The 24,987-nt window shown below is 67.3% G+C and carries 15 protein-coding genes and 1 pseudogene; 8 read left to right on the top strand and 8 right to left on the bottom strand.

Features of this window, described 5'->3' with window-relative positions:
- Positions 1 to 364: 364 nt before the first annotated feature.
- Positions 365 to 832 (top strand): YchJ family protein, encoded by a 468-nt coding sequence (locus tag AKJ09_RS33740; RefSeq protein ID WP_275936662.1) that lies wholly within the window; start codon positions 365 to 367, stop codon positions 830 to 832.
- 114 nt (positions 833 to 946) lie between these two features.
- Complete coding sequence (locus AKJ09_RS33735; RefSeq protein ID WP_146651964.1) at positions 947 to 3,208, top strand: DEAD/DEAH box helicase; 2,262 nt, start codon at positions 947 to 949, stop codon at positions 3,206 to 3,208.
- 3 nt (positions 3,209 to 3,211) lie between these two features.
- Here AKJ09_RS33735 and AKJ09_RS33730 read toward each other — a convergent pair whose 3' ends face one another.
- Positions 3,212 to 5,095, bottom strand: a complete 1,884-nt coding sequence (locus AKJ09_RS33730) for a 4-alpha-glucanotransferase (protein WP_146651963.1) — start codon at positions 5,093 to 5,095, stop codon at positions 3,212 to 3,214.
- Positions 5,096 to 5,285: 190 nt separating this feature from the next.
- Here AKJ09_RS33730 and AKJ09_RS33725 point away from each other — a divergent pair, with 190 nt between their 5' ends.
- Genes AKJ09_RS33725 through glgB form a run of 3 tightly spaced genes read left to right on the top strand, consistent with a single transcriptional unit; the run spans position 5,286 to position 10,839 of the window.
- On the top strand, positions 5,286 to 7,277 hold the full coding sequence (locus tag AKJ09_RS33725; protein ID WP_146651962.1) for an alpha-1,4-glucan--maltose-1-phosphate maltosyltransferase: 1,992 nt from the start codon (positions 5,286 to 5,288) through the stop codon (positions 7,275 to 7,277).
- A complete protein-coding gene (locus AKJ09_RS33720) occupies positions 7,274 to 8,968 on the top strand; it encodes a putative maltokinase (RefSeq protein ID WP_146651961.1) in 1,695 nt (564 codons plus the stop codon). The genes AKJ09_RS33725 and AKJ09_RS33720 overlap by 4 nt, the downstream gene beginning before the upstream one ends.
- Positions 8,965 to 10,839 carry a 1,4-alpha-glucan branching protein GlgB gene (gene glgB, locus AKJ09_RS33715; RefSeq protein WP_146651960.1) on the top strand — a complete coding sequence of 625 codons (1,875 nt, stop codon included), beginning with the start codon at positions 8,965 to 8,967 and terminating at the stop codon, positions 10,837 to 10,839. Before AKJ09_RS33720 ends, glgB begins: the two co-directional genes overlap by 4 nt.
- A gap of 80 nt (positions 10,840 to 10,919) precedes the next feature.
- Here glgB and msrA read toward each other — a convergent pair.
- Positions 10,920 to 11,390, bottom strand: a pseudogene (gene msrA, locus AKJ09_RS33710) (peptide-methionine (S)-S-oxide reductase MsrA); the annotation flags it as partial.
- Positions 11,391 to 11,816: 426 nt separating this feature from the next.
- Between msrA and AKJ09_RS33705 the strand changes: the two are divergent.
- Entirely contained in the window at positions 11,817 to 12,749 is a 933-nt protein-coding gene (locus AKJ09_RS33705) for a glutathione S-transferase family protein (protein WP_146651958.1), read from the top strand.
- A 17-nt stretch (positions 12,750 to 12,766) separates the two neighbouring features.
- Here AKJ09_RS33705 and AKJ09_RS33700 read toward each other — a convergent pair whose 3' ends face one another.
- Both AKJ09_RS33700 and trmY read right to left on the bottom strand, forming a co-directional pair.
- Entirely contained in the window at positions 12,767 to 13,642 is an 876-nt protein-coding gene (locus AKJ09_RS33700; protein ID WP_146651957.1) for a DUF6209 family protein, read from the bottom strand.
- Positions 13,643 to 13,749: 107 nt separating this feature from the next.
- The gene (gene trmY / locus AKJ09_RS33695) at positions 13,750 to 14,352 is read right to left on the bottom strand and encodes a tRNA (pseudouridine(54)-N(1))-methyltransferase TrmY (RefSeq protein WP_146651956.1); all 603 of its coding nucleotides are present in this window, start codon (positions 14,350 to 14,352) and stop codon (positions 13,750 to 13,752) included.
- Positions 14,353 to 14,433: 81 nt separating this feature from the next.
- Between trmY and AKJ09_RS33690 the strand changes: the two genes are divergently transcribed.
- On the top strand, positions 14,434 to 16,191 hold the full coding sequence (locus tag AKJ09_RS33690; RefSeq protein WP_146651955.1) for a monovalent cation:proton antiporter-2 (CPA2) family protein: 1,758 nt from the start codon (positions 14,434 to 14,436) through the stop codon (positions 16,189 to 16,191).
- A gap of 9 nt (positions 16,192 to 16,200) precedes the next feature.
- Here the strand turns inward: AKJ09_RS33690 and AKJ09_RS33685 are convergent, their stop codons facing one another.
- Entirely contained in the window at positions 16,201 to 18,129 is a 1,929-nt protein-coding gene (locus AKJ09_RS33685; RefSeq protein WP_146651954.1) for a RecQ family ATP-dependent DNA helicase, read from the bottom strand.
- Between the two features lie 336 nt (positions 18,130 to 18,465).
- On the opposite strand from AKJ09_RS33685, the gene AKJ09_RS33680 reads away from it, so the two are divergent.
- On the top strand, positions 18,466 to 21,918 hold the full coding sequence (locus AKJ09_RS33680) for a GAF domain-containing protein (protein WP_169928082.1): 3,453 nt from the start codon (positions 18,466 to 18,468) through the stop codon (positions 21,916 to 21,918).
- A 25-nt stretch (positions 21,919 to 21,943) separates the two neighbouring features.
- Here the strand turns inward: AKJ09_RS33680 and AKJ09_RS33675 are convergent, their stop codons facing one another.
- Genes AKJ09_RS33675 through AKJ09_RS33665 form a run of 3 tightly spaced genes read right to left on the bottom strand, consistent with a single transcriptional unit; the run spans position 21,944 to position 24,960 of the window.
- On the bottom strand, positions 21,944 to 22,942 hold the full coding sequence (locus tag AKJ09_RS33675) for an NADP-dependent oxidoreductase (RefSeq protein ID WP_146651952.1): 999 nt from the start codon (positions 22,940 to 22,942) through the stop codon (positions 21,944 to 21,946).
- 46 nt (positions 22,943 to 22,988) lie between these two features.
- Positions 22,989 to 24,017 (bottom strand): NHL repeat-containing protein, encoded by a 1,029-nt coding sequence (locus AKJ09_RS33670; protein WP_146651951.1) that lies wholly within the window; start codon positions 24,015 to 24,017, stop codon positions 22,989 to 22,991.
- Between the two features lie 22 nt (positions 24,018 to 24,039).
- Positions 24,040 to 24,960, bottom strand: a complete 921-nt coding sequence (locus tag AKJ09_RS33665; RefSeq protein ID WP_146651950.1) for a hypothetical protein — start codon at positions 24,958 to 24,960, stop codon at positions 24,040 to 24,042.
- Positions 24,961 to 24,987 lie beyond the last annotated feature (27 nt).

The raw sequence follows: 24,987 nt of genomic DNA, 5'->3' as shown, positions 1-24,987 counted from the left end.
AATCGGTGAGCGGGGAAACGTTCTCGTGAGCGATGCCCATACTAGCCAGACTTTCGCCGCCCGCAAGCTGAGACAACCACGCGACCTTGCGCCGCTATCTCGCTCCGTTTGAGGTACTGGCTCCGCTCGGTCGAACGACGGGACCACGACCGCTCGCGCCACAGGACTGGGTCGGATTGGACACGCAGGTGACGCGGCGACGCGCGGAGGGCGGGCGCTGGCGTAGACCACGCTCGAGCTCGTGGCGGGGCATCCGCCGTGGCGCTGCGCTTCGAGGCCTATTTTCCAGGGTCCGCACGTCGCTAGCGACGTCGCGCATCGCGGATGGTATTGGCCTGCCCGTGGCTCCGCCGCGTGATTGCCCGTGCCACTCGATCCTCCGCGACCGCCTCCGCTACGCGGCCTGCTGTGGACCGATCCATGCGGGAACCCGCAAGGCCGAGACCCCGAAGCGCTGATGCGTTCGCGCTACGCCGCCTTTGCCTTGGGCCTTGGCGACTACCTGGTCGATACGTTGGCCAGCACGCACCCCGACCACGAATCTCCGCGCCAGGAGCTCGCTCGAGCCCTCTCGCGCGCACGCGAGCGCCAGCGGTTCCTCGGCCTCCGTATCCTCCATACGGAGGAGGACGAGGGCGGCGAGCGCGGCGAGGTCCTCTTCTACGCACGCATCTTCGAGCGGGGCCACGACGTGTCTTTTGCCGAGCTCTCGACTTTCGTTCGGGAGGACGGCGCGTGGCGATACGCCGAGGGAGTCCTCGTTCCAGGAGAGAAACTGCCACGTGACGGAGAAGGCCTCACCCGTGAGCGCTTCCTCGCGCTCGCACGGTAGAGCGCGCGACGCGAGCGTGAGGTCTCTGGGTCGTCTAGCCCCCTCCGACGCCGCGCGTCGATTTGCACGCGATTTCGTTTGGTCGGGGCGCCCCACCCTGCTACCTGCGCGCTGATGACCACGATCGCAGCACGCGAGCTCATGGGTACCGGGCTCGCGAGCGCCCTCGAAGCCAAGGGCTACACATCCCTCACCCAGGTCCAGGAAGCTGTCCTGGATCCTGCCCTGGCGGGGCGCGATCTGCGTATCAGCTCGCAAACGGGCTCCGGAAAGACCGTGGCCATCGGGCTCACGATCCGAGAAGCCGCGAACGGCCCCTCTCCCGGCGAAGACGGCAAGGCGAAGCCGCGTGCTCTCGTCATCGCGCCGACGCGCGAGCTCGCCAAGCAAGTGGAAGACGAGCTGACGTGGCTCTTCGAGCCGCTCCGTGCCGGCGTTGCATCCGTCACGGGCGGCGCGAGCTACCGTGACGAGCGCCGCGCTTTCGCGCGCGGACCGGCCATCCTCGTCGGCACGCCAGGGCGTCTGCTCGATCATCTCGAGCGCGGCGGGGTCGATCCGAGCGCCATCCAAACCATCGTCTTCGACGAAGCCGATCGCATGCTCGATCTCGGCTTCCGCGAGACGCTCGAGGCGATCATCGGCTACGCGCCCGCCGACCACCGCACGCACCTCGTCTCGGCCACGTTCCCGCGCGAAGTGAAGGCGCTCGCCGACAGCGTGCAGAATGACCCTGCACACGTCGAAGGCACGCCTCTCGGTACCGCGAACGCCGACATCGAGCACGTGGTGCACGTGGTCGATTCCGACGACCGACTCGCCGCGATGATCAATCTCCTGCTCGCCGAGGAAGCGGGCCAGACGCTCGTGTTCGCGCGCACGCGCGCCGACGTCGCGGAGATCACGCAGCTCCTCGGCGATGCGGGGTTCCGTGTGGCGTCGCTCTCCGGCGAGATGGAGCAGCGCGAACGCAACCGCGCCCTGTCCGCCTTCAAGCGCGGCGATCTGCATGCGCTCGTTGCAACCGACGTTGCGGCGCGCGGCATCGACGTGCAGGACATCGTGCGCGTCATTCACGCCGAGCCGCCGAGCGATCCGGAATCGTACACGCACCGAAGCGGCCGAACGGGACGCGCTGGCCGCAAAGGCACGAGCTCGATCCTCGTCACGCCGCCTGCGCTCAACCGCACGCGCAGCCTCCTCACGCGCGCGCGCGTTCGCTTCCGTTTCCAGCCCATCCCCACGTCGGAGAGCATCCGCGCGGCCGCCGACGAGCGACTCTTCAGCGCGATCACGACCGAGGGCTCCGAGCTGGACGTGCGCACGACGGCCCTCGCCGAGCGGCTCGCCGCGAACGGCGACGTGACGACGACCATCGCTCGCCTCCTCGCCAAGGTGGGCTCACAGGCGCCCGCCGAGCCGCGCGAGGTGCGCCGCATCGACCCGAGCGAGCGCCCCGAGCGCGCGGGTCGCGACCGTGATCGCGATCGCGACGGCGGACGCGACCGCGGCCCGCGGGCTCCTCGCGAGGAGCGCGCGATGCGCGGCGAAGGCGGCTGGGTTCCCTTCCGCGTCACTTGGGGCAAGCTGCACGGCGCCGATCCGCGTCGCCTGCTGGCAATGGTGTGCCGCCGCGGCGGTATTCGCGGAAGCGACGTCGGCGCGATCGACATCCAGCGCAACTTCTCGGTCGTCGACGTGGCGAGCGCCGCGGCTGGCAGCTTTGCCCGCGCCGCCGGCATGCGCGATCCGCGCGATCCCCGCGTCTTGATCAGCCCCCTCAGCGACGCGCCGCCGAACGTCTCTCGTCGCGAACCGCGCGAGTTCGTGCGTCCCGAGCCCGAGCAAGCCGCGCCCTTCGTCGCCGATCGCCCCTCCAAGCCGCTGTTCGACAAGGATCGTCCCTCGGCGCCGGTGGTGATCGAGGCCGAGCGCCCTTCGAAGGCGCGTATTGAACGCGAGCGGCCGTCGAAGACGCTCCTCGAAGATCATGCGGCGAAGCCGCTCTTCGAGAAGGACCGCGCGTCGAAGCCGATCGTCGAGCGGCCGCCCCCGCCCCACGTCGACCGCGAGCGCGCTCCGAAGACGCGCGTCGTCGACATCGAGCGCCCGGCCTATCGCGATCGCCAGGGTCCGGCCAAGCCGCGCTACGAAGGCACCGCCAAGCCGCGCTACGAAGGCACCGCCAAGCCGCGCTACGAAGGCACCGCCAAGCCGCGTCACGAAGGCCCGGCCAAGCCGCGCCACGAAGGCCCGGCCAAGCCGCGCCACGACGGGCCCGGCAAGCCGCACGCCCCGAAGCACCGCGCGCACGGCGGACCGAGCCGCGGTCCTGTCGGTGGCCAAGGCCCGCTCAAGCGACGCAAGAAGCCCTGACGCTCACGCGTCGAGGACGATCACGCTGCGAGCATCGAGCTCCGTGAGGAGCTGCGCGTGCTCGCGCGTGAAGGCGTCGCCGCGCGCACGCATCGCGGCCGCGAGTGCAGCAGGCAGATCGAGCGCCTCGCCGCGCTCGAGCGACGTGCGATACGCCGTGCGGTAGTCCTGCGGCACGCGGAGAGTCCAGTTCTCCTCTCGAACGACGCCGGGCATGTTGTAGACCTCGCGCGAGCCGAAGAGGTCCGCGAAGAACACGAGCACGTGGCGCGCGCGACTCGCGAAGAGCTCGGCGAACATCGCGAGCACCAGCATCGTCGGATCTTCCAAGGTCCGCGCGAGCCGTTCGCGTCGTGACGGCGAAGAAGCGAGCCGTTCCGCCAGATACGAGGCGCGCACGGCCGTGCTGCCCGAACGACCCCAGCGATCACATACGAGCAGCAAGGGCTCGGTGTCGTGGTTGCCGATCATGACCCAGTCGTGCGGCTCGGCGTGCTCGCTCCGGTAGCCGTCGTCCGGATTCGTCATGCTCGCCTTCTGCGTGACGCGGAAGCGTCCGAGGTCGTGACGCGCCATCACGGCGCGCAGAGGGAGCGGACAGGTGCTGAGCACCTCGCAGAGAATGTCCTCCTTCTTCCGGCCGTGCGCCATGGCCGAACGCACGACGACGTCGAAGAGGCGGTCGTAAGCGTCGACTTGCGACGGCTCGAGATCGTGGACGCGTTCGTCGGCGTAGGCCGGCACGCGCGGATCGAGCTGCTCGGGTCGCGCGATGGCGTACAAGGCAAGCGCAGGATGCAAGGGATCGCTCGGCGACTCGAAGAGACGCGCCCCGCGTGCCACGCACTCCGCATCGTCACGGCCCTTCGCGTCGTACACCCAGGGGCACACGAGGCCATGCGGATGGTCGATGCGAACGCCATCGAACTCCGCGAAGATCTTGTTCATACGCGTGGTGAGGAAGGCGATCGGGCCGTCGTTCGCGTCGTACGTTCGCGGGTCGAAGACGGGGTAGCCCCAGGGCTGGCCTTCGGGGTTCGTCCGACTCGGAGGGGCGCCCATGACGTATTCGGACAAGAAGAGCGCCCCTCGCGACCACGTATCGCGGAGTGAAAGCCCGATTTGCAGGTCGCCGTAGAGCGCGAGCCCTTGCGCGCTCACGTGCTCGCGAAACGCGTCGTGCTGCGCGTCGAGGACGAACTGTCCGAACAGCCATGCGTCGATGACGTCACGATGACGCGCCTCGAGCTCCGCGCGTCGCGCAGGGCCGAGCGCTGCCCGATCCGCTTCGGGCCAGCGGCGCCAATCGTCGGTGCCGTGCTCGGTGGCGAGGGCTTCGAAGATGGAGTCGTGGCCGAGCCACGACGCGCGTGACGCGAATGTTTGGATCCTCGTCGCGAGCGCGAGTGCCGCTGCATCTCCTGCGTTCGCGCGTGCGCGCAGGTTCGCCGAGGCGAGCGCGAGAGCCCTCTGGTGCCCAACGTAGGCGTAGGCGTAGTGCGCGTGGCTGTCTCCCGCAGGCTTGTTCACGACGAGCTCGGTGAGCACGCGGGGATCGAGGACCTTCGCGAACGTGGGCTCGGCCAGCTCGCTCAGCGCGATCGAGAGAACGCTCTTCGAGAACACGGAACCGTCGTAGGGCGAGGCATTGCCGAGCGACGTCTGGCCCTGTGGACCGAACTGCAAGCCGTCGAATCCGAGCTCCGCGACGAAGCTCGCGAAGGCGCGGCCCCCCTCCGTGTAGGGCGAGCCCCTTCCCGTGTCCTCCGCCGTGGCACTGGGAAAACTCGCGTCATGGATCGACAGAACGAGATTTTCGATCCCAAGGGCGCGCAGGGCCGCCCGCACCACGTCACGCTGGTCACGCTGAGAGCTCGATCGATCCACGGTGTAACTCGATCCGAGCACGACATCGCGGCCACGTCGACGCCTCCGGCACAACGCCGCCAGAACGGTTGGGCTCGCGGGTGGTCATTCCGGAGGCGAAGCGCCGCACGTTCGCCCCTTGGCCCCGACGATGGCGCGCCCCTCGCATGCGCTCGCATCGCGACGCGGGGGATGTGGAGGCACGACATCGATGGCCCGACAATACCCTGAAGGCGGCACGCGCCGCGTTCTCGTCGAGAGCGTCTCTCCGGAGGTCGACGGTGGACGTCATCCGGTGAAGCGCGTCGCCGGCGATCGCGTCGAGGTCTCGTGCGATCTCGTCTCGGACGGCCACGATCACCTCGCCGGGCGCGTGCTCTTCCGTCGCGCTGCCGACCGCACGTGGCACTCTGCCCCGCTCGAACCGAGAGGCAACGATCGCTGGTCGGCATCGTTCGTGACGACCGAAATCGGCCGATGGGAGTTCACCGTCGAGGCGTGGATCGATCCGTACACGACCTGGCGCCTCGGGACGGAGAAGAAGAAGGCGGCCGGGCAGGACATCCATCTCGAGCTTCTCGTCGGAACGCGCCTCTTGCTGGCCGCGTCACGCCGGGCCGAGGGTGAGTCCGCGGCCCTCGTCGCACGCGCCGCCGAGGCCGCCGAGGATCGCTCGCTCGGCGTGGACGCGCGCTTCGAAGCAGCCGCATCCGACGCGGTCCGGCGCACGATGGGGGCCTGGCCCGATCTGGAGAACGCGACGCGACACGATCGCGTGCACGCGATCGTGGTCGACCCACCGCTCGCACGCTTCAGCGCATGGTACGAGCTCTTTCCGCGCTCGTGCGGAGAACGCGGTCGTCACGGAACGCTGCGCGACGTGGTTCGTCGCCTCGACTACGTCGCAGGCATGGGCTTCGACGTTCTCTATCTCCCGCCCATCCATCCCATCGGACGAGCCTTCCGCAAAGGGCCCAACAACACACTCACGGCCGGACCGAACGATCCGGGAAGCCCCTGGGCGATCGGTGCGGCCGAAGGCGGCCACAAGTCGATTCATCCCGAGCTCGGCACGCTCGAAGACTTCCGACGACTCGTTCGCGAGGCACGCGCGCGCAAGCTCGAACTCGCCCTCGACATCGCCTTCCAGGTCTCGCCCGATCACCCCTACGTACGCGAGCACCCCGGCTGGTTCGTGCACCGCCCCGACGGCACCATCCAGTACGCGGAGAATCCGCCCAAGAAGTACCAGGACGTCTACCCGTTCGACTTCGAGTGCAAGGACTGGCAAGGGTTGTGGGCCGAGCTGCTCGACGTCTTCCTCTTCTGGATCGGCGAAGGGGTGCGCGTGTTCCGCGTCGACAACCCGCACACGAAAGCGCTTCGCTTCTGGGAGTGGTGCATTCGCGAGATCAAGAAGCAGCACCCCGACGTGCTCTTCCTGGCCGAAGCCTTCACGCGGCCCAAGCTGATGTACGCGCTCGCCAAGGGCGGCTTCTCGCAGTCGTACACGTACTTCACCTGGCGCTCGACGAAGCAGGAGTTCGAGAACTACCTGCGCGAGCTCACGCGCCCGCCGGTGTCCGAGTTCTACCGTCCGAACTTCTGGCCCAATACGCCCGACATCCTCCCCGAGCACTTGCAGTATGGAGGGCGAGCGACGTTCGTACTTCGTCTGATTCTCGCGGCCACGCTCTCGAGCAACTACGGCATCTACGGCCCGCCGTTCGAGCTGATGGAGCACGTCGCACGTGAAGGGGCCGAAGAGTACGTCGACAACGAGAAATTCCAGCTGCGCAGCTGGGACCTCGACCACGCGGCGTCGCTCCGCGACGTCATCGCGCACGTCAACGCGATCCGCCGCGAGAATCCCGCGCTCCAGCAAACGAACGACATCACCTTCCACCGTATCGAAGACGAGTCGCTGCTCTGTTTCAGCAAGCGCGCGGGGGACAACGTCGTGCTCGTCGTGGCCAACCTGGATCCGCATCACGAGCACGCCGCCCACGTCGACCTCGACCTCGGAGCGCTCGGCGTCGGCGCCGACGAAACGTTCCAGGTGCACGATCTGCTGTCGGGCGTACGCTATCCGTGGAGAGGGGCGAGAAACCGCGTGGTCGTGGATTCGAAGGTCTTTCCGGCAGCCATCTTCGCCGTTCGTCGAAAGGTCCGCACCGAGCGCGACTTCGAGTACTTCCTATGATCCCCGTGCAAACGAACGTCGCAAACGCTCCCGTCGAGGTGGAAGGCTCGTGGAACGCAGCCTTCGATGCCCCGAGCCGCGCCCCGCTCGAGCGCGCGCTTGCAACCTGGATCATGACGCGACGCTGGTATCGGACGAAGTCTCGTGAAGTGACCGCGGCACGCGTACGAACGAGCTTCACCCTGCCCTCCGAGGCGCCGGCCAAGGTTCTGTTCGTCGACGTCGCGCTCGATGACGGGCGAACCGACACCTACGTGGTTCCGCTCGCAGTCGTCCACGGCGACGAGGCCGAGACCTTCCGCCGCGCGACACCAGGTGACGTCGTGATGCCGCTCACGTTGCAACGCGACGGCGAGCACGAAGACGACGGCGTCATGATCGACGGCCTCGCCTGCCCGCGCTTCTTGCGCGATTGGCTCGATGCCTTCGAGACCGCCCGCACGATCGCCTCCGACGAGGGCGGTCAAAGCCGCCTCCGTTTCCAAGGCCGCGACCTCGGCGACGGCTCGAAGCTCGCGCCGAAGCGCCTCGCACGCGAGCAGACCAACACGAGCGTCTTCTACGGGGATCGGTTCGTCGGCAAGGTCGTCCGGAAGCTCGACGAGGGCGTGAGCCCCGACCTCGACATGGGGCGCGGCCTCACCGAAGGCGGCTATGCCCACACGCCCGCCCTCGCGGGCTGGGTCGAGCTCGAGTCCGGAGACGAGCCCTCCACGGTGGGGCTGATCCATGCGCAAGTCCCGAACCGTGGCGACGCCTGGGAGCACGTGCTCGGTGTGCTCGACGAGTGGCTCGCGACCGTTCGTGGCGCGCCGCCGAATCTCGGGCCCGGCGATCTCTTCGACCACGCCATGCGCCCACGCGATGCGGTGGTCACCAAGGCAATCGGCCCTTACGTGAACCTCGCCGAGCTCCTCGGCAGGCGAATCGGCGAGATGCACGTGGTGCTTGCGGGACACACGGGAGATCGCGCGTTCACCCCCATGGTCATCGATGCGAGCTCACGCGAAGCGCTGGTCGCCATGGCGCGACGCGACTTGACGAAGCTCCTCGATCGACTCGCACAACGAGACAGTACACGTGCCGAGAGCGACGTGCGCACCGCCGCAGACGAGGCGACACGCACGCTCCTTCGTCACCGGCACGTCCTCTTTTCGAGGCTCGATCGCGTTCTCGGCCTCGACGACGCGGGCGTGCGCATGCGCGTGCACGGCGATCTCCACCTCGGGCAGGTGCTCTTCACCGGAACGGACTTCGCGCTGATCGACTTCGAAGGCGAGCCGGCGCGCCCACTCGACGAACGCAAGGCGAAGCGGTCGCCCCTCGTCGACGTGGCCGGCATGCTGCGCTCGTTCGACTACGCTGCCGCGAGCGCGCTCCGCAAGAGGTCGCCCGACGAGCAGTCGACGCTGGCGCCGTGGGCCCGCTTTTGGCGAGACGCCGTGTCGAGCGCGCTGCTCGGTGGCTGGCTCTCGTCGACGGCGAAGACGACCATCCTTCCGGCGAGCATCGCCGCGAAGCACGCCTTGCTCGACTTTTACCTGCTCGAGAAGGCCATCTACGAAGTGCACTACGAGATGGACAACCGGCCGGACTGGATCGACATCCCGCTCGGCGGTCTTCTGGCCATCCTCGAGCGTCACGATCCGCTGGACGAGCCACCATCTGGACCGGAAAGGAAGCGCGCATGATCGATCCGCGATCGGCAGAAGTAACGTCGTTCGCGGAAGGAAAAGCGATCCGCGCACACCGATTTCTCGGAGCTCATCCCGATCTAAAGGGCGGCACCACGTTCGGGGTCTGGGCTCCGCGAGCGTCCGAGGTGTGGGTGGTGGGAACGTTTCCGTCGTTCCAGCTCTCGCGTCTGCCCGGTTCCAACGTCTTCTGCGGCCACGCCGCCAACGTGCCGGTGGGCTCGCGCTACGCCTACCGCATCGTGCCCGCCGACGGCGGGAGCGCGTTCGACAAGGCCGACCCGTACGGACTCGCGCATGAGAGCGCACCGGGAACGTCCTCGATCGTCACGCGTCTCGAGCACTCATGGCACGACGATTCGTGGCTCGAACGACGCCGCGCGCACACCGGCGTGGACCTCCCGATGAGCATCTACGAGGTGCACCTCGGCTCGTGGCTGCGTGTGCCCGAAGAAAGCCAGCACGTTCTCTCGTATCGCGACATCGCCGCGCCGCTCGCCGAATACGCCAGAAAAATGGGCTTCACGCACGTGGAGCTCATGCCGCTCCTCGAGCATCCCTTCTACGGCTCGTGGGGCTACGGCGTGACGGGGTTCTTCGCCGCTACGAGCAGGTACGGGTCGGCGGCCGACCTCATGTACCTCGTCGACGTTCTTCATCAGCAAGGGCTCGGCGTGATCTTCGATTGGGTGCCCGCGCACTTCGCCCTCGATCCGCACGGACTCGGACGCTTCGACGGCGAGCCGCTCTACGAGCCGGAGGATCCCGCCGATGCCGTCCACGCGATCTGGCGAACCGGCCTCTTCGACTTCGACCGGCCGGAGGTGCGAAGCTTCCTCCTCTCGAGCGCGATGTTCTGGATCGAAACGTTCCACGCCGACGGTCTGCGCGTCGACGGGGTCGAGGCCATCCTCTACCGCGATCACGGCAAGACCGCAGCCAACTCGACGGGCACGCAGCGTGGTCGCGAGAACACCCGCGGCGTCTCGTTCCTACGCGAGCTCACGCGCACGTTGAAGCTCGAGCACCCCGACGTGTGCCTCATCGCCGAAGATTCGTCGGCCTGGCCGGGCGTCACGCGCTCGACCACCGAAGGCGGCCTCGGCTTCGACTTCAAGTGGGACATCGGCTTCTCCCACGACATGCGCCGCTACCTCGCGATGGATCCGCTCTTCCGATCGGAGGAGCAGGCGCTGCTCACGTTCCGCTCGGTCTACGCGACCAACGAGAACTTCGTGCTCTCACTCTCGCACGACGACGTTGCCCCGGACCGTGGTGGCGCCTTGCTCGAGCAGATGTACGGCGATGCCTGGCAGAAGCTCGCGAACGTGCGGCTGCTGTTGACCTCGGCCTACGCCCAGCCGGGAAAGAAGCTCCTCTTCATGGGCGACGAGTTCGCCGAGCCGCGAGCGTGGAACCATGACCGGTGCCTCGATTGGCACGTCGCGCGACTCCCGGCGCACGAGGGCGTGGCCCGCATGGTGCGCGATCTGAATCGCATGTATCGCGAGCATCCTGCGCTCCACACCTTCGACCGCGATGCAAACGCCGGCTTCGAGTGGGTCGACAACACGAACGCGCCGATGAGCGTGATCGCGTTCGCCCGCAAAGGACGACAGGACCATCAGTACCTCGTCGTGGCGATGAACTTCACGCCCGTGCCTCGCTACCAGTACCGGATCGGCGTGCCGAAGAGCGGACCGTGGGTCGAGATCTTCAACACCGACGCGCGCGACTACGACGGCAGTGGGCAGGGAAACCTGGGCCGCGTGGAGGCCGTTCCCTACCCGTGGAACGACAGGCGCTTCTCGATCGTGGTCACCCTGCCCCCGCTCGGAGCCGTCTTTCTCGAACCGGCGCGCGTTTAGGAAGTCTGCAAGATTCCGGGAGGACGACGACGTCGCGGCGCTGATGGCACATCTACCGTCGTCGTCGTCGTGACGCTCGATCACGTGCCGCGCGAAGGCAGCGGACAGGAGTGCGTGCCCGTCTTCTCGTCGTACTGCTGATGGTATTCCTCCGCCTTCCAGAAGGGCCCGGCGGCGGTCACCTGCGTGACGACGTGCTTGCCGAGCGTCTTCTCTGTGTTCGCGATCGCCGCCTTGGCCGCATTCGCCTGGGCGTCGTTGAACGTGAAGACGGCGCTCCGATATTGGCTTCCCACGTCCGGCCCCTGACGATTCATGGTCGTGGGGTCGTGGGACGTGAAGAACACGCCGAGGAGCTTTTCGTAAGACACCTGCGCGGGGTCGAACTCCACGAGCACGGTCTCTGCGTGACCGGTCTTGTGGGAGGACACTTGCTCGTAGGTCGGATTGGACGTCTGACCGCCCGTGTATCCAACCGCCGTCGCGGTCACGCCCGGCACCTGGCGGAACGTGTCCTCCGTTCCCCAGAAGCACCCTCCTGCGAACGCGGCGAGCTCGTGACCTGGACGAGGCTCGAGCTTGGTGCCGGCGCCGACGCCACCGGGGTCGGTGCCAACGGGAGCGCGACGGGCCTTCTGTCCACCGGCCGCATTGGCCGAGGTAGTCGATGCCGTCGACGATTCGGCTTTGGCGTCATTTCCTGCCGAACGACAGGCCGCGAGCGAAGACACGAGCACGAGCACGGGAACGGCGAGCCAACGCGGGTTCATGATCTGCTCTACGTTTGGACCTTCGGACTGGTTTCGCAAGCTTCGTGCGATTGCGAAACGCCCGTAAAATCCCGAGGGATGACGCTCCGCGACGGCGCTTGCCGCCGACCGGACGAGCTCGCCTTGCCTCCAGCGTCCTCGCCACGCGAACACACCGTCGCGCGCACGCGAACGGTCGGAGCCTTAGGATGTGGCATCGGAGGGACCATGGGATTGCTCGTCGACGGCAAGTGGACCGACACCTGGTACGACACGAAATCCACCGGCGGAGGCTTCGTCCGGCAAGCTGCGCGCTTTCGAAACACGGTCGAACGGACGCCGGGTGCCCGCTTCACGCCCGACAAGGGGCGCTACCATCTCTACGTCTCGCTCGCCTGCCCGTGGGCGCACCGCACGCTGATCGTGCGCGCCCTCAAAGGGCTCGAAGAGGTCATTCCGGTCTCGATCGTGATGCCCCTCATGCTCGAGAACGGCTGGACGTTCGGGGATGCACCCGAGCGAAGCTCGGGGCCGGTGGCAGGAGCGAAGTATCTCTACGAGGTCTATGAGCGCGCCGCGCCCGACTACACCGGTCGCGTGACCGTGCCCGTCCTCTGGGACAAGCGCGAGGGAACGATCGTCAACAACGAGTCGTCCGAGATCCTCCGCATGTTCAACGACGCCTTCGACGGGCTCGCCACCAAGAGCTATCCGGATCTCTATCCCGAGCCTCTACGCGGCGCGATCGACGAGATCAACGCGACGATCTACGACACGGTGAACAACGGGGTCTACAAGGCGGGCTTCGCCACGAGCCAGGTCAAATACGAGGAGGCCGTGCGCGCCCTTTTCGGAACGCTCGACGAGCTCGAACGACGCCTCGGGGATGCGCCATACCTGCTCGGTGACCGAGTCACCGAAGCGGACTGGCGGCTCTTCACCACGCTGGTGCGCTTCGATGCCGTCTACCACGGCCACTTCAAGTGCAACGTGCGGCGCATCATCGACTACCCGCATCTGCACGCCTACATGCATCGCCTGCTCGCCGTCCCCGGCGTGCGCGAGACGGTGCTCCTCGACGAGATCAAGGCGCACTATTACGGCAGCCATCGCACGATCAATCCGACGGGCATCGTTCCCATTGGACCGGCGAGCATCTAACCGAGCTCGAGGGGTGGTCACTCCTTGACGTCGAACGCGTAGTTCATGCCGCCGTTCCCGTCGAGGTGCATGCAACCGTCGATACTGTTCACTTCGAACCAGAAGACGATCTGGCCGGTGCGCTGCGGCAGCTCGAGGATGGCGTCGATTGTCTCGCGATCGCTGCCGTTCGCGCGGCCCGTTTCGAAGGCCTTCACCGCGCCGCCCTCGAACTGCGAGAAGCCGCTCACCGTCCAGACCGGCGCGCCACGCTCGACCCGATGGCATTGAGGCAAGCGTCCCTGCTCGTAGTAAACGGCGATCTTGTCGCCGGCGTGGAGCTCGCCCTGCTGCTCGACCTCGCCGCTCTCCTTGAAGACGAGACGCGCGGCGACCTCGGGCGCGCGACCGGTGACGGCGAAGTGGTAGTTCTGACCGTACTGCGAGTCGTACTCGGAGCAGCCGAAGCTGCTCGTGACCTGGAACCAGATGGCAACGTCGCCGCCGCTGCTGATCGGGAGAAGCGCCGACTTCGCGACGCGATCGTGACCGTCCGACGAGAGCTTGGTCACCTCGAACGTCTTCGCCGGAGCACCGTTCTCACTGTAGAAGCCGGTGATGTTCCAGGCGGGACCACCGCCGCCGACTTCACCGCGACACTGCGGGAGTCGATCGAGCGCGTACTCGACACGGAGCCGCTTGCCGGCCTTCGGCGTTCCAGTGACGACGGTGGTGAAGTCCGACAAGAACTTCACCTTCGCCGCGTCCGTGATCGCCTGATCGTCGGTGGCCGCGTCGTCGTCGACGTCGCTCGAGCACCCGGTGAGCGCACCGAGCGAGAGAACCGAAGCGGCGACGAAGGGGACGAAGGCGACGAAGAACGGCAGACCGAGCGCGTGGGTTCCGGGCTTCATGGCCCCGCTCGAAGCAACGTGTACGCCACGCGCACACATTGGCGGCGCAGAGAAATTTCGCTGACTTGCGCGAGGTCTGGCTGGGCGTTCAACGATCCACGACTGGATCAGTCGAACCCTCGATCGAGTTCGTTCGAGACCACCGCGATCGCGTCCTCTGCGTGAATATCGCGGGGCCCGAGACTGAGCCCCACGGCACCTCGAGTGCCAAGCAATGCCCGGGCCGGAGCGTCGAGTCCGAGGTGGTCACCGAGCACGAAGACCGGCTCGCGTTCGAGAACGACGTCGCGGACGTCGGTGCCGGCCGACTCGAGGAGGTAGAGCGTCGCATTCGAGGGGAGATCGTCGAGAGCCGCTTCGAGGCCGCCGCGGACGACCGCAATTCCCGGCTTCACCGTCGCGAAGCCTTCCGTGTGCTCGGTCTGTCGCGCGAGGACGAGCGACTTCTGCACGAGGGTCGCGAGTGCACGTTCGTCGGGCCGCAGGAACTTAACGGCAGAGCCGTCGAAGCGGAGGGCGCGCGGCGCCTCGGGACCGCCCAGGAGCACGAGATAGAGGATCGTGTCCGTCCGAAGACCGTGCGACACGAGCAGGGCCGCCCGCATGCATCGCGCGAGCACGTCGAGCCGCCCGCTCGTCCCGGGCAGATCGTTCAGCGAGAAGTCCGGCGAGGCGAGCGCCTTTTGACCGACCACGACGAAACGGCGCATCGTTGCCGCCGACTCTAGCGCGAAAAGCCCCAATGCGAGCTTGCGTCCGTAAAGGCTCCTCGCGCATTCTCCACGGGAATCATGCTGCGGGACGTCGGGATCTTCCTCGCTGCCGCGGTCGTCGTCGTCCTGCTTTCGAAGCGTCTCGGGCTCGGCACCGTTCTCGGCTACCTCATCGCCGGCGCGATCATCGGGCCGTGCGGGCTCAACCTCATTCACGACGTCCACGAGACGCTGCACTTCGGCGAGTACGGCGTCGTCCTGCTGCTCTTCCTCATCGGTCTCGAGCTCCAGCCCGCGCGCCTCTGGGAGATGCGTGGCGCCGTCTTCGGAGCGGGCGGCGCCCAGGTCGGCTTCACCACGCTTGCGCTTGCCGCGATCGCCATTGGGTTCGGCGCCGATTGGCGCGTCGCACTCGTGGCCGGGATCTCGCTCTCGATGTCGTCGACGGCGTTCGCGCTCCAGGTGCTCGGCGAACGAAAAGAGCTGCCTCGTCCACATGGGCGCGCAGCCTTCGGCATCCTCCTCTTCCAGGACATCGCGGCGATCCCGGCGCTCGCCCTCGTTCCGCTTCTCGGTCACAACGCAACGCCGCTCGATCACGCGTGGCAGCGCGTGGTGCTCGTCGTCGGCGTTCTCGTCATCGTCGTCATCTTCGGGCGCTATCTGCTGCGTCCGGCGCTGCGCATCGTCGCCGAGGCCCGCGACCACGAGCTCTCGGCGGCCGCCACGCTTCTCGTCGTCGTCGGAACATCGCTTCTCATGCACGCCATCGGTCTCTCGATGGCGCTCGGGGCGTTCCTCGCCGGTGTGCTCCTCGCAGACACGGAATACCGTCACGAGCTCGAAGCGAACATCGAGCCGTTCAAGGGCATCCTCCTCGGCCTCTTCTTCATGGCCGTCGGCATGTCCGCGAATCTTCGCCTCGTGGTGACGCAGCCGCTGCTCGTGATCGGCCTCGTGGTGGTCCTCGTGGTGGTGAAGATGCTGATCTTGATCGGCATCGGCTGGGCCACGAAGCTCGATCGTCGCTCCTGTCTCAGCTTGGCGGTGGCGATCTCCCAGGGCGGTGAGTTCGCGTTCGTCATCTTCGGCATCGCACGCGACGCGGACGTGCTTTCGGTGGCCACGGCCGACTTGCTCGTCGTCATCGTGACGGTTTCGATGGCCCTCACGCCCCTCCTCTTCATCGGCCTCGACGCGCTGCTACGTCACCTCGCGAAGGGCGAGGAGCGGGCCTTCGACGAGATCCGCGATGAAGGCAGCCGCGTCATCATCGCCGGCTTTGGCCGTTTCGGTCAGATCGTCGGCCGTATGGTCCGCCTCATGCGGATCCGCTTCACCGCGCTCGACATCAACGCCACGCAGGTCGACTTCCTGCGGAAGTGGGGCAACAAGATCTACTACGGCGATGCCGCGCGCGTGGATCTCTTGCGGGCCGCAGGAGCGGAGCGCGCCGAAGTTTTCGTGCTGGCCATCGACGATATGGAAGCATCGCTTGCGACGGTGAAGGTGGTCCAGCAGCACTTCCCTCACCTCAAGATCGTCGCGCGCGCACGAAACCGACAGCATGCCTACGCGCTGCTCGGACTCGGCATCGAAAACGTCTTGCGCGAGACCTTCGCGGCGAGCGTCGAAGCGGGCGAGCTAACGCTCGAAGCTCTCGGCATTGCGTCCGGCGCAGCGCGCGAGGCCGCTCGAACGTTCTCCGACTACGACGAGGCCCAGGTGCGCAAGGTCTACCACCTGCGTGACAACGAGGAGGCGCTTCTCGCGTCGGCCAAGCAGTACGCGGCGGAGCTCCGGCGCATCTTCGAAGAAGACTCGCGCAACGAGTGACGAGCGGCGTCACTCGCCTTTGATCACGCGCAGGAAGCCCTCGCCATACTGCTCGACGCGCCCCGGCCCCATGCCGTGGACCGCGAGCAGCTCGTGGTTCTCCTGCGGCCTCACCATGGCCATCTCGATGAGCGTGCGGTCCATCGCGACGACGTACGCCGGCACCTTCTTCTGACGCGCGATCTCGGCGCGGTGCGTGCGCAGGCGCTCGAAGACGGCTTGGTCGTCGGGGTTCAGTGGAGGGAGCTCGCGCGTGGTTTTGCCTCGACCTCGCGACGACGACGGAGCGGGCGAGCGAGGTTCGAGCGGCAGCACGATGCGCGCTTCCACCTCGCCCTTCATCACCGACACGCCATTTCGTGTGAGAACCGGAACAGGGTGCTCGGTCGTGGTGAGGTCGATCCACCCCGCGGCGAGCAGCGCGCGGAGCAGCGCCACCGTCCAGGGCAGCGAGTGCTCCTTCAGCAAGCCGAACGTGGTGAGCCCCGTGAACCCGAAGCGGCGCGTCCGTTCGGAGTCGACACCGTGGAGCATCTCCGCGACGGCCTGCATCCCGGCGCGCTTGTTCGCACGAGCGACCGCCGAGAGCGCCTTGCGCACGATGAGCGTCGTTCCCTCCGTGGAGGTGCCGTCGTCGCCGGCGTGTTGTGCGATCTCCTGGCAGACGTCGCAGTGACCGCAACCACCGAGCGTTTCGCGCTCGTCGCCGAAGTAGCGAAGGACGAAGTCGTGCCGGCAGCTGCGCGCGTCGATGTAGCGAAGCAGATCGCGAAAGAGCTGCCAGGCGCGCGCGGCGAGTGATGCGTCGGCCGCTTCGCCGTCGCTTCCCATCTGGACCAGCCGGCGCCGCAGCGCGATGTCCGCGCCGGAGCAGAGCAAGAGGCCTTGCGCCTCGTCGCCGTCACGACCTGCGCGGCCCACCTCCTGGTAATAGGCCTCGATCGACGAAGGCGGCTGCACGTGGACGACGGTGCGGATGTCCGACCGGTCGATGCCCATACCGAACGCGTTCGTCGCGACGACGACGTCGAACTTGCGCGAGGCGAAGCGGTCGGCGACGCGCGTGCGGGCCTCGCCGTCGAGCCCAGCATGGTAGAAGGCCGCGTTGTAGCCGCGCTTGCGAAGCAGCTCGGCGTACTGCTCGGTGGTCTTGCGCGTCGCGGCGTAGACGATGGCGCCGCCGCGCGGGATACGAGGCTGCCCGATCGCGGTCTCGAGTGCTTCGATGACCGCCGCGCGCGCCTGCTTGGGACCGTCGACGGTCTTTGCAGCAAGATGGAGGTTGGGCCTCGCGAAGCCTCGCAGGACCTCCGAGAACGTGGTGTTCGCGAAGCCGAGCTGCTCGATGATCTCGCGCCTCACCTCCGGGGTCGCGGTGGCGGTGCACGCCAAGACGCGCGGCGGCGAGAGCCTCTCGAGAAGCGAACCGATGCGGAGATAGTCGGGGCGGAAGTCGTGTCCCCACTGCGCGATGCAGTGCGCCTCGTCGATCGCCACGAGCGCGATCTTGCATCGCGAGAGCATGCGAACGAACGACTCCGAGGCGAGGCGCTCGGGCGCTGCGTAGACGAGCTTGTACGCCCCGCGAAGCATCGCGCTCTCGCGGGCGTTTCGCTCGTCGAGCTCCAGGGTCGAGGCGAGGTACGTAGCCTCGATGCCACGCGCGGTCAGGGAGCGAACCTGGTCCTCCATGAGCGCGACGAGCGGCGAGATGACGAGCGTGGTCCCCTCGAGCACTGCCGCAGGGAACTGATAGGTGAGCGACTTTCCTCCGCCGGTCGGCGCCACGACCAGTGCGCGCCCCGGCGAGCCGAGCACGGCGTCGATGGCCTCACGCTGCCACGGGCGAAACGAGTCGAGCCCGAAACGCGAGCGAAGCGCTTCTTCGAGCGGATCCACGGGCGGGTCCACGACAGGCTTTCGACTGCGAGCGATCATCGGGAGTTCACCAAAAGCGGCGGACGCGCGTGCGACCGAAATAGCAGACAGCACATCCGTTCGTCGCCCCCTTCGTCGGCCATGCCCCTGCCGAAGTTGCGTCGACGCGACGGTCTCCAAGCTCGACCGCGACGTCGGTCAAGTTCCTCCGGCCCGCGCGATCCAGCGCGCCGACAGCTATCCGTCGAGGTCCACGCTCGTCGCGCGCGAACTCTTCGACTGCCTGGGCTAGGGAGCGCGTATGACGCACGACCTCAGGCTTCGCTCGAGCGCCGCAGGCGAGGAGCAGGCGACATTTGTAGGATCCCGGCTTACGTCATTCGGCAACGAATGCGGGTGAGGACGAGCAACCTTCGCGAGCTCTTGGTGCCGGCGGTAACCACCGCAACCGCCGCCGCCATGAAGCTCGGCATCGGCGATCCGCTCGGTCGTGAGGCGCCGTACCTCCTTCTCGGCGCGGCCGTCGCGATCAGTGGTTGGCTCGCCGGGCCGCGTGCTGCGCTCTTCGCGACGGCACTCGGCGCCGGCGTGGTCGGTCATTTTTTGCGCCCCGTCGAGCTCGCCGCGCAATCGAACGCTTCGATTCAGCTCGCGGTCTTCGCCATCGAAGGTCTGGCGATCGTTGCGGTCGTGGCCGCGATGACGCGAGCGCGGGAGCACGCACGAGAGTCCGCCAATCGTCTCGCTCGCCTCCAGAAGCTGACGGCTGCCGTGGCCGCGACGCGCACGTTGGACGAGGTCGCTAGCGTGCTCGTCCAGGAAGGCGTCGAGGCACTGGGAGCCAACGCCGGCACCATCGTGGTCGAGCGCGCCGACGGCAAACTCGAGGTCGTCGCGTCGGCGGGTCCCGAGGCCCACGTCATCGAAGAGCTCGGTGCGCTCGACAAGGACGCACCCTTCCCCTCCGTCGAGGCCTTCCGTACGCGCTCGTCGCAGTGGATCGAGAACGCCGACGAATACGCACGAACGCACGAGCGGCTCATGCAAGCGGTCGGCAAACGAGAGCTCGGCGCCGTGGTGGCATTGCCGCTCGAGGCCGACGGCAACGCTCTCGGCGGGCTCAGCTTTCGCTTCGATCGCCCGCGGAAGTTCCCCGAGCACCAGCGTTCGCTGATGACCACGTTCGCGGCGCAGGCCTCGCAGACGATCGTGCGCTCGAAGCTCTTCGCCGCAGAAGCCGCCGCGCGGAGGCGACTCGAGGTGCTCTCCGGCCTGGCCGATGCGCTGGCGAACGCCGAGTCACGGCAAGAGGTCGTCGACGTCGTCATCCACTCCGGCGTGCGTGCCATGGGCGCCCAGACGTGCGTTCTCTACGACTACGACGACCGTGAAGCTGCGCTCGTCCTCATCGGTCAGATGGGAACGGCGCCCGAGGTCCTCGAACAGGTCGGCTACGTGCCCTTCTATTCCGACATGGCGTTCGCCAAGATCGTCCGGCAGCGCAGCCGGATCTGGATCGAGAACCGCGAGGAGTACGCCAAGGTCTTCCCTCACCTCTTGGACCTGAAGACGACGGCGCCGCGCGCGCTTGCGCTGTGGTGCCTGCCGCTCGTCGCCGAAAACCGCGTCATCGGCCTCCTCGCGATGGGTCACTACACGCCGCGCACCTTCAGCGCGGAGGACCGCGCGTACGTCGAGACGTTCGCCAAGCAATGCGCGCAGGCGTTGCGTCGCGCGCAGCGGCTCGAACGCGAACGCGAGGCGCGCATTGGCCTCCTGACCATTCTGCGCAGCATCGGCGACGCCGTCGTCACGACGGACATCCAGGGCCGGGTCACGCTGATGAATCCCGTCGCCGAACGACTCACGGGGTGGGACGAAGGCCGCTCGATGGGCCTGCCGCTCGAGGAGATCTTCAACGTCGTCGACCGGCGCACGCGTGCCATCGTGGAGAGCCCGGTCGAGCGCGTGCTCACGAAGGGCTCAGTCGTGGCCCAGGCGGACGACACCGTGCTCATCAACGCCGAGACGGGCCACGAAACACCGGTCGATCACACGGCTGCCCCGCTGCGCGACGAGAACGGGAGCATCGAGGGTGTGGTTCTCGTGTTCCGTGACGCGTCGCTGAAGAAGGAGGAGGAGCGCCGACGCATGTTCCTCGGCGAGGTCTCGAGCACGCTCACCGCATCGCTCGACACGCGGACGATCCTCGACCGCGTCACGCGCGTGCTCGTGCCGGAGCTGGCCGACTGGGCGATCGTCGACGTGCTCAACGCCGCCAACGATCGTCTCGAGGTCGTCGCCAGCCGTGCAGCCACCGACGAGAAGGCGCGCGCGCTCTCGGAGATCAGGCGCCGATTCATGCATGGCCTCGAGGACACGACGGGGCCGGCCAACGTGGTCAAGACCGGCAAGCTCGAGTTCTATCCCGACATCTCCGACGAGGCGATCGACGGGTTCGCCAAGAACAACGACCACGCGCGCCTTCTCAAGATTCTCGGCGTGCATTCGGTCATCAACGTGCCGCTCAAGACCCACGGCACGACGTTCGGCGCGCTCTCCCTCGGACACGACGGCTCTGGACGACGCTTTTCCCAGGAGGAGGCCGACTTCGTCGCCGAAGTCGCCAACCGCATTGCCATCGCCGTCGACAACGCGCGGCTCTTCGCGGCGGAGCAGCAGGCGCGCGAGTCGGCCGATCTCGCCAATCGTTCGAAAGACGAATTCCTCGCGACGGTGAGCCACGAGCTACGTACGCCGCTGAGCGCGATCCTCGGGTGGTCGCGACTCCTCACGTCGCACGACGTGGCCCACGACAAGCAAGCGCGCGCCATCGAGACCATCGAGCGAAACGCCGTTGCGATGGCGCAGCTCATCGAGGACCTGCTCGACATCTCGCGCATCATCAGCGGGAAGATGCGGCTCGACGCCAAGCCCATCGATCTCCGGAAGGCCATCGAGGCGGCCATCGAGTCGGTGCGGCCCACGGCCGACGGGCGGAAGGTCGAGATCGACGCGACGCTCGGAGACTCGGAGATTCGCGTTCAGGGCGACGCCGCGCGTCTGCAGCAGGTCGTCTGGAACCTCCTCAGCAACGCGGTCAAGTTCACGCCGCCAAGCGGCCGCGTGTCGATCGCGCTCCACAAGGAAGCCGGAACGGCGGTCATCGACGTCAAGGACACCGGACGCGGAATCGCGCCGTCGTTCTTGCCGCAAGTGTTCGACCCGTTCCGTCAGGCCGACGGAACCATCACCCGCAAGCACGGTGGCTTGGGGCTCGGTCTCGCCATCGTTCGCCGCCTCGTGGACATGCACGGCGGCGTCGTCGAGGCCAACAGCGAAGGCCTAGGTCGCGGCGCGACGTTCACCGTTCGCTTGCCTCGCACCGCATCGTCGATCGGTGATCGCGTCTCGAATCGCTCGCGCATGCCTCCTTCGGCGAGCGAACGGCCCCCGGCACTCGACGGACTCCGCGTGCTCGTGGTCGACGACGACGAAGACATGCGCATGCTCCTCTCCACCGTCCTCGAGGAGTGCGGAGCGAAGGTGACCAGGGCGGGCAGCGCCAACGAGGCCATGGCCGCCATCCAACGCAGCACGCCCGACGTCCTCATCTCCGACGTCGGCATGCCCGGCGAAGACGGCTACGAGCTCATCACCAAAGTGCGGAAGCTGCCCCCTGGTCGAGGTGGTGACGTGCCCGCAGCCGCGCTCACCGCTTATGCGCGCGTCGAAGACCGCAAGCGCGCGCTCGACGCCGGCTTCATGACGCACGTGCCGAAGCCCGTCGAACCGGATGAGCTCGTCAGCGTCGTCGCCGAGCTTGCCCAGCACGGGGCCGTGCGCTGACCGCGCCCGGGAGCAGAGAACGCCCTCAGGCGAGCTTCACGACCTGCTTGCCGAGATTCTGCCCTTTGAGGAGACCGATGAACGCACGGGGCGCCTCGCGCAGACCGTGGGCCACCGTTTCGCGATAGACGAGCTTGCCCTCGCGCACGAGCTGCGAGAGCTCGGCCAGCGCCGTCGGCCAGCGATCCAGGTGCTCGCTGACGATGAACCCCTGCAGCCGCACGCGGTTCGTCAGGAGCGCGCCGAAGTGCTTCACCGCATAGGGCTCGATGGCATTGTAGTCTGCAATCAATCCACAGAGCGGGATGCGCGCGAACGCGTTGAGGCGCGGGAGGACGGCGTCGAGCACCGGACCGCCGACGTTTTCGAAGTAGACGTCGACGCCGTTCGGCGTCGCCTCGGCGAGCGCCTTCTCGAACGAGGGATCTTTGTAGTCGACGCACGCGTCGAACCCGAGCTCACGCGTGACGTACGCACACTTCTCGGCGCCGCCCGCGATGCCCACCGCGCGGCAGCCGCGACTCTTCGCGAGCTGGCCGACGACGCTCCCGACCGCGCCCGAGGCCGCCGACACGACGACGGTCTCGCCCGCCTTCGGCGTACCGAAGTCGATGAGGCCAAGCCAGGCCGTCACGCCGGGCATGCCCACGGTTCCCAGGTACACAGAGTGCGGAAGCGACGGGTCGACCTTTCGCACGGCGCGCCCATCGGTCACGGCATACTCTTGCCAGCCGAGCGTGCCGACGACGAGGTCGCCCTTGGCGAACGCGGGGTTCTTGGATTCGATCACCTCGCCGACGGTACCGCCGATCATGACGGCGCCGACGTCCACGGGCTTCGCGTACGATTTGCGGTCGCTCATGCGTCCGCGCATGTACGGGTCGAGCGAGAGCCAGGTGTTCTTGACGAGTATTTCGCCGTCGTTCGGCGAGGGAATGTCCGTCTCGACGATGCGAAAGTCGGACTCCGTCACCCAGCCCTGGGGTCGGGCTGCCAAGAGGACCTGCGTGTTCTTGAGCGCCATGGCGCCGAACCTAGCATGCACCGTGCCCCTGTGAGGTCGGTCGCGCTCACTTGCTCAGGCGCAAGACCCGACCGGAGTTGCGGTTCGTCCAGTAGACGTGCGTGGCATCGACGGCGATCCCCGACGGGTAGTCCTGGTTGGACGCGAGCAGCTCACCGTGGTCGTTGGGGTCGGACGAGTCCTTGCGCTTGCGCCAGACGTTGCCGGCGAACTGCTCGGCCACGTAGACGTAGGTGTCGTCGACCGCGAGCCCTGCCGGGCCGTCGTATCCGATGGCGAACGCCGCGCGCGCTGTGGTCATCACGGCATACCGCGTGACCGAAGCACTCTCGTTCTCGGCCACGTAGAGGTCGCCGTTCGAGAACGCGAGGCCTTCAGGATACTTCCCGAAGGGCTGGATGGTTTTTCCCTGGATACTCTGATCGGGGGACACGAAGTGGACGTAGAAGCCGTTCCGGTCGGCCGCGTAGAGGGAGTCGTCGGCGTCGCGGGCGATGCCGAGCAGCGACGTGTTCGTGAAGTTCACGAAGTTCGTCGGGGTGCCACCCTTCAGACCTCCACACCGAATGAGCGACTTTGCGGTCCAGCACACGGTCGAGTCGTTCGCGGTGACATAGGCTGCGCCCTGCTCGCCGCCAGCGAAGGGGTCCATCGGCGCGTTCAACGGCGAGGTCTTCGACTTCCACACGACCTTGTTGTCTTCGGCGACCACGTACACCGCCGTGGAGTTCACGGCGATACCGAGCGGCGTCGTGACGGTGGCGAAGAGCGTCGGTCCGCAAACGCCTTTCGTGCACGTTGCGCTCTCGCAGCGAACCCCGCACTTGCCGCAGTTCATCGCGTCGGAGGAGAAGTCTGCGCCCGCGGGGCAGTCGGGCGCCGGCGCATCCACGTTCGCGTCACCCGCTCCGCTGTCGCCCGTGGCTCCGTCGGGCAAGGACGTGGTTCCCGAGTCGCTCTCGCCGCCCGCCTCCTCCTCGTTCGAGCCGAAGGGCGAACACGCACCTTGAAGCGCCATCGCGACGAGAGCCGTTGCGACGGAGACGCGAAGAATCCAGGCGACGGGGGAAGCCACCTGAACATGCTACCTCAAGAACTCACGCGTGCGGCCGAGGACGGCGACCGCGCACGCGCGGCTCGGCCTCGGTCTCGAGCTCCTGCTGAAACATGGCCTTTTCGTCCGGCGACCAGGCCTGCCCTTCGGAGGAAAGCATCAGCAAAGCGAGCTTGCGCACCCTCTGCGCGCTGGCCTCGCTCGCTTGTTCCGCGCGAATGGCTCGCGAGCGGAGACTCAACATGCCGAAGGCGACGAGCGCAATGAAGAGCAGCGCGAACACAGCGAGGAGGATGCCCGCGCGAGTCAGAAAGCGCGCCATCCGCTGGACCGGCCCCTGCTCTTGCGCCTGCTGCACCTCGAGGATGGCCTCGCGCGATCCGGCCAGCGCCGACTTCGCGATGTCGTGCGCCGTACTCGCCGCGGCGCTCCGCACTTCGGGCGCGCCGAGATTCTCCGCCAGGGCCGCCCGCATGGCCGGTGAGAGCGTCGTCGGCACGTCGGTGGCGGCCGTCTTCATCACCGAATGCGTGGCCTGCGCGGCCATGTCGGCCACCATGCGATCGAGCTGGGCCTGGACGTCCTTCGAGAGCGCTTCCTGCACCGCCTCGCGCATGGCCGGCCGGAGCTCTTCGACGAGAGCCGCGACCAGCGCCTTGCTGAACTCGTGAATCCGCGCCTTCGACTCGGCGCTGTCGAGGCCGTCGATGAACCCCGGAACCGTCGCTGCCGCGAGCTCGCGAATCGTCTGCTGAAGCTCGGGGGTCGCCATGATTCTCTCGAGTCGTTCGCGCGTCGGCTGGTCTTCGAGGGCCTTGATCGACTCGTCGATCACGACCGGCGTGGCCGTTCGGGGCACGGTCTTCGACGCCCGCTCGAGCGCACACCCCGTGCTCGAGACGACGACGAGGCTCAGCGCCAGCACGATGCCTTTCGGGCCCAAGCCCAACCCACGCACGCTCATGAGCAAAGGAGCTGCAAAGCGCAAGCC

Source organism: Labilithrix luteola, assembly GCF_001263205.1.
In the GTDB taxonomy this organism is placed as follows: Bacteria; Myxococcota_A; Polyangia; order Polyangiales; family Polyangiaceae; genus Labilithrix; species Labilithrix luteola.
The sequence above is the reverse complement of the archived record's forward strand: the minus strand, read 5'-3'. Positions and strand labels throughout refer to the sequence as shown.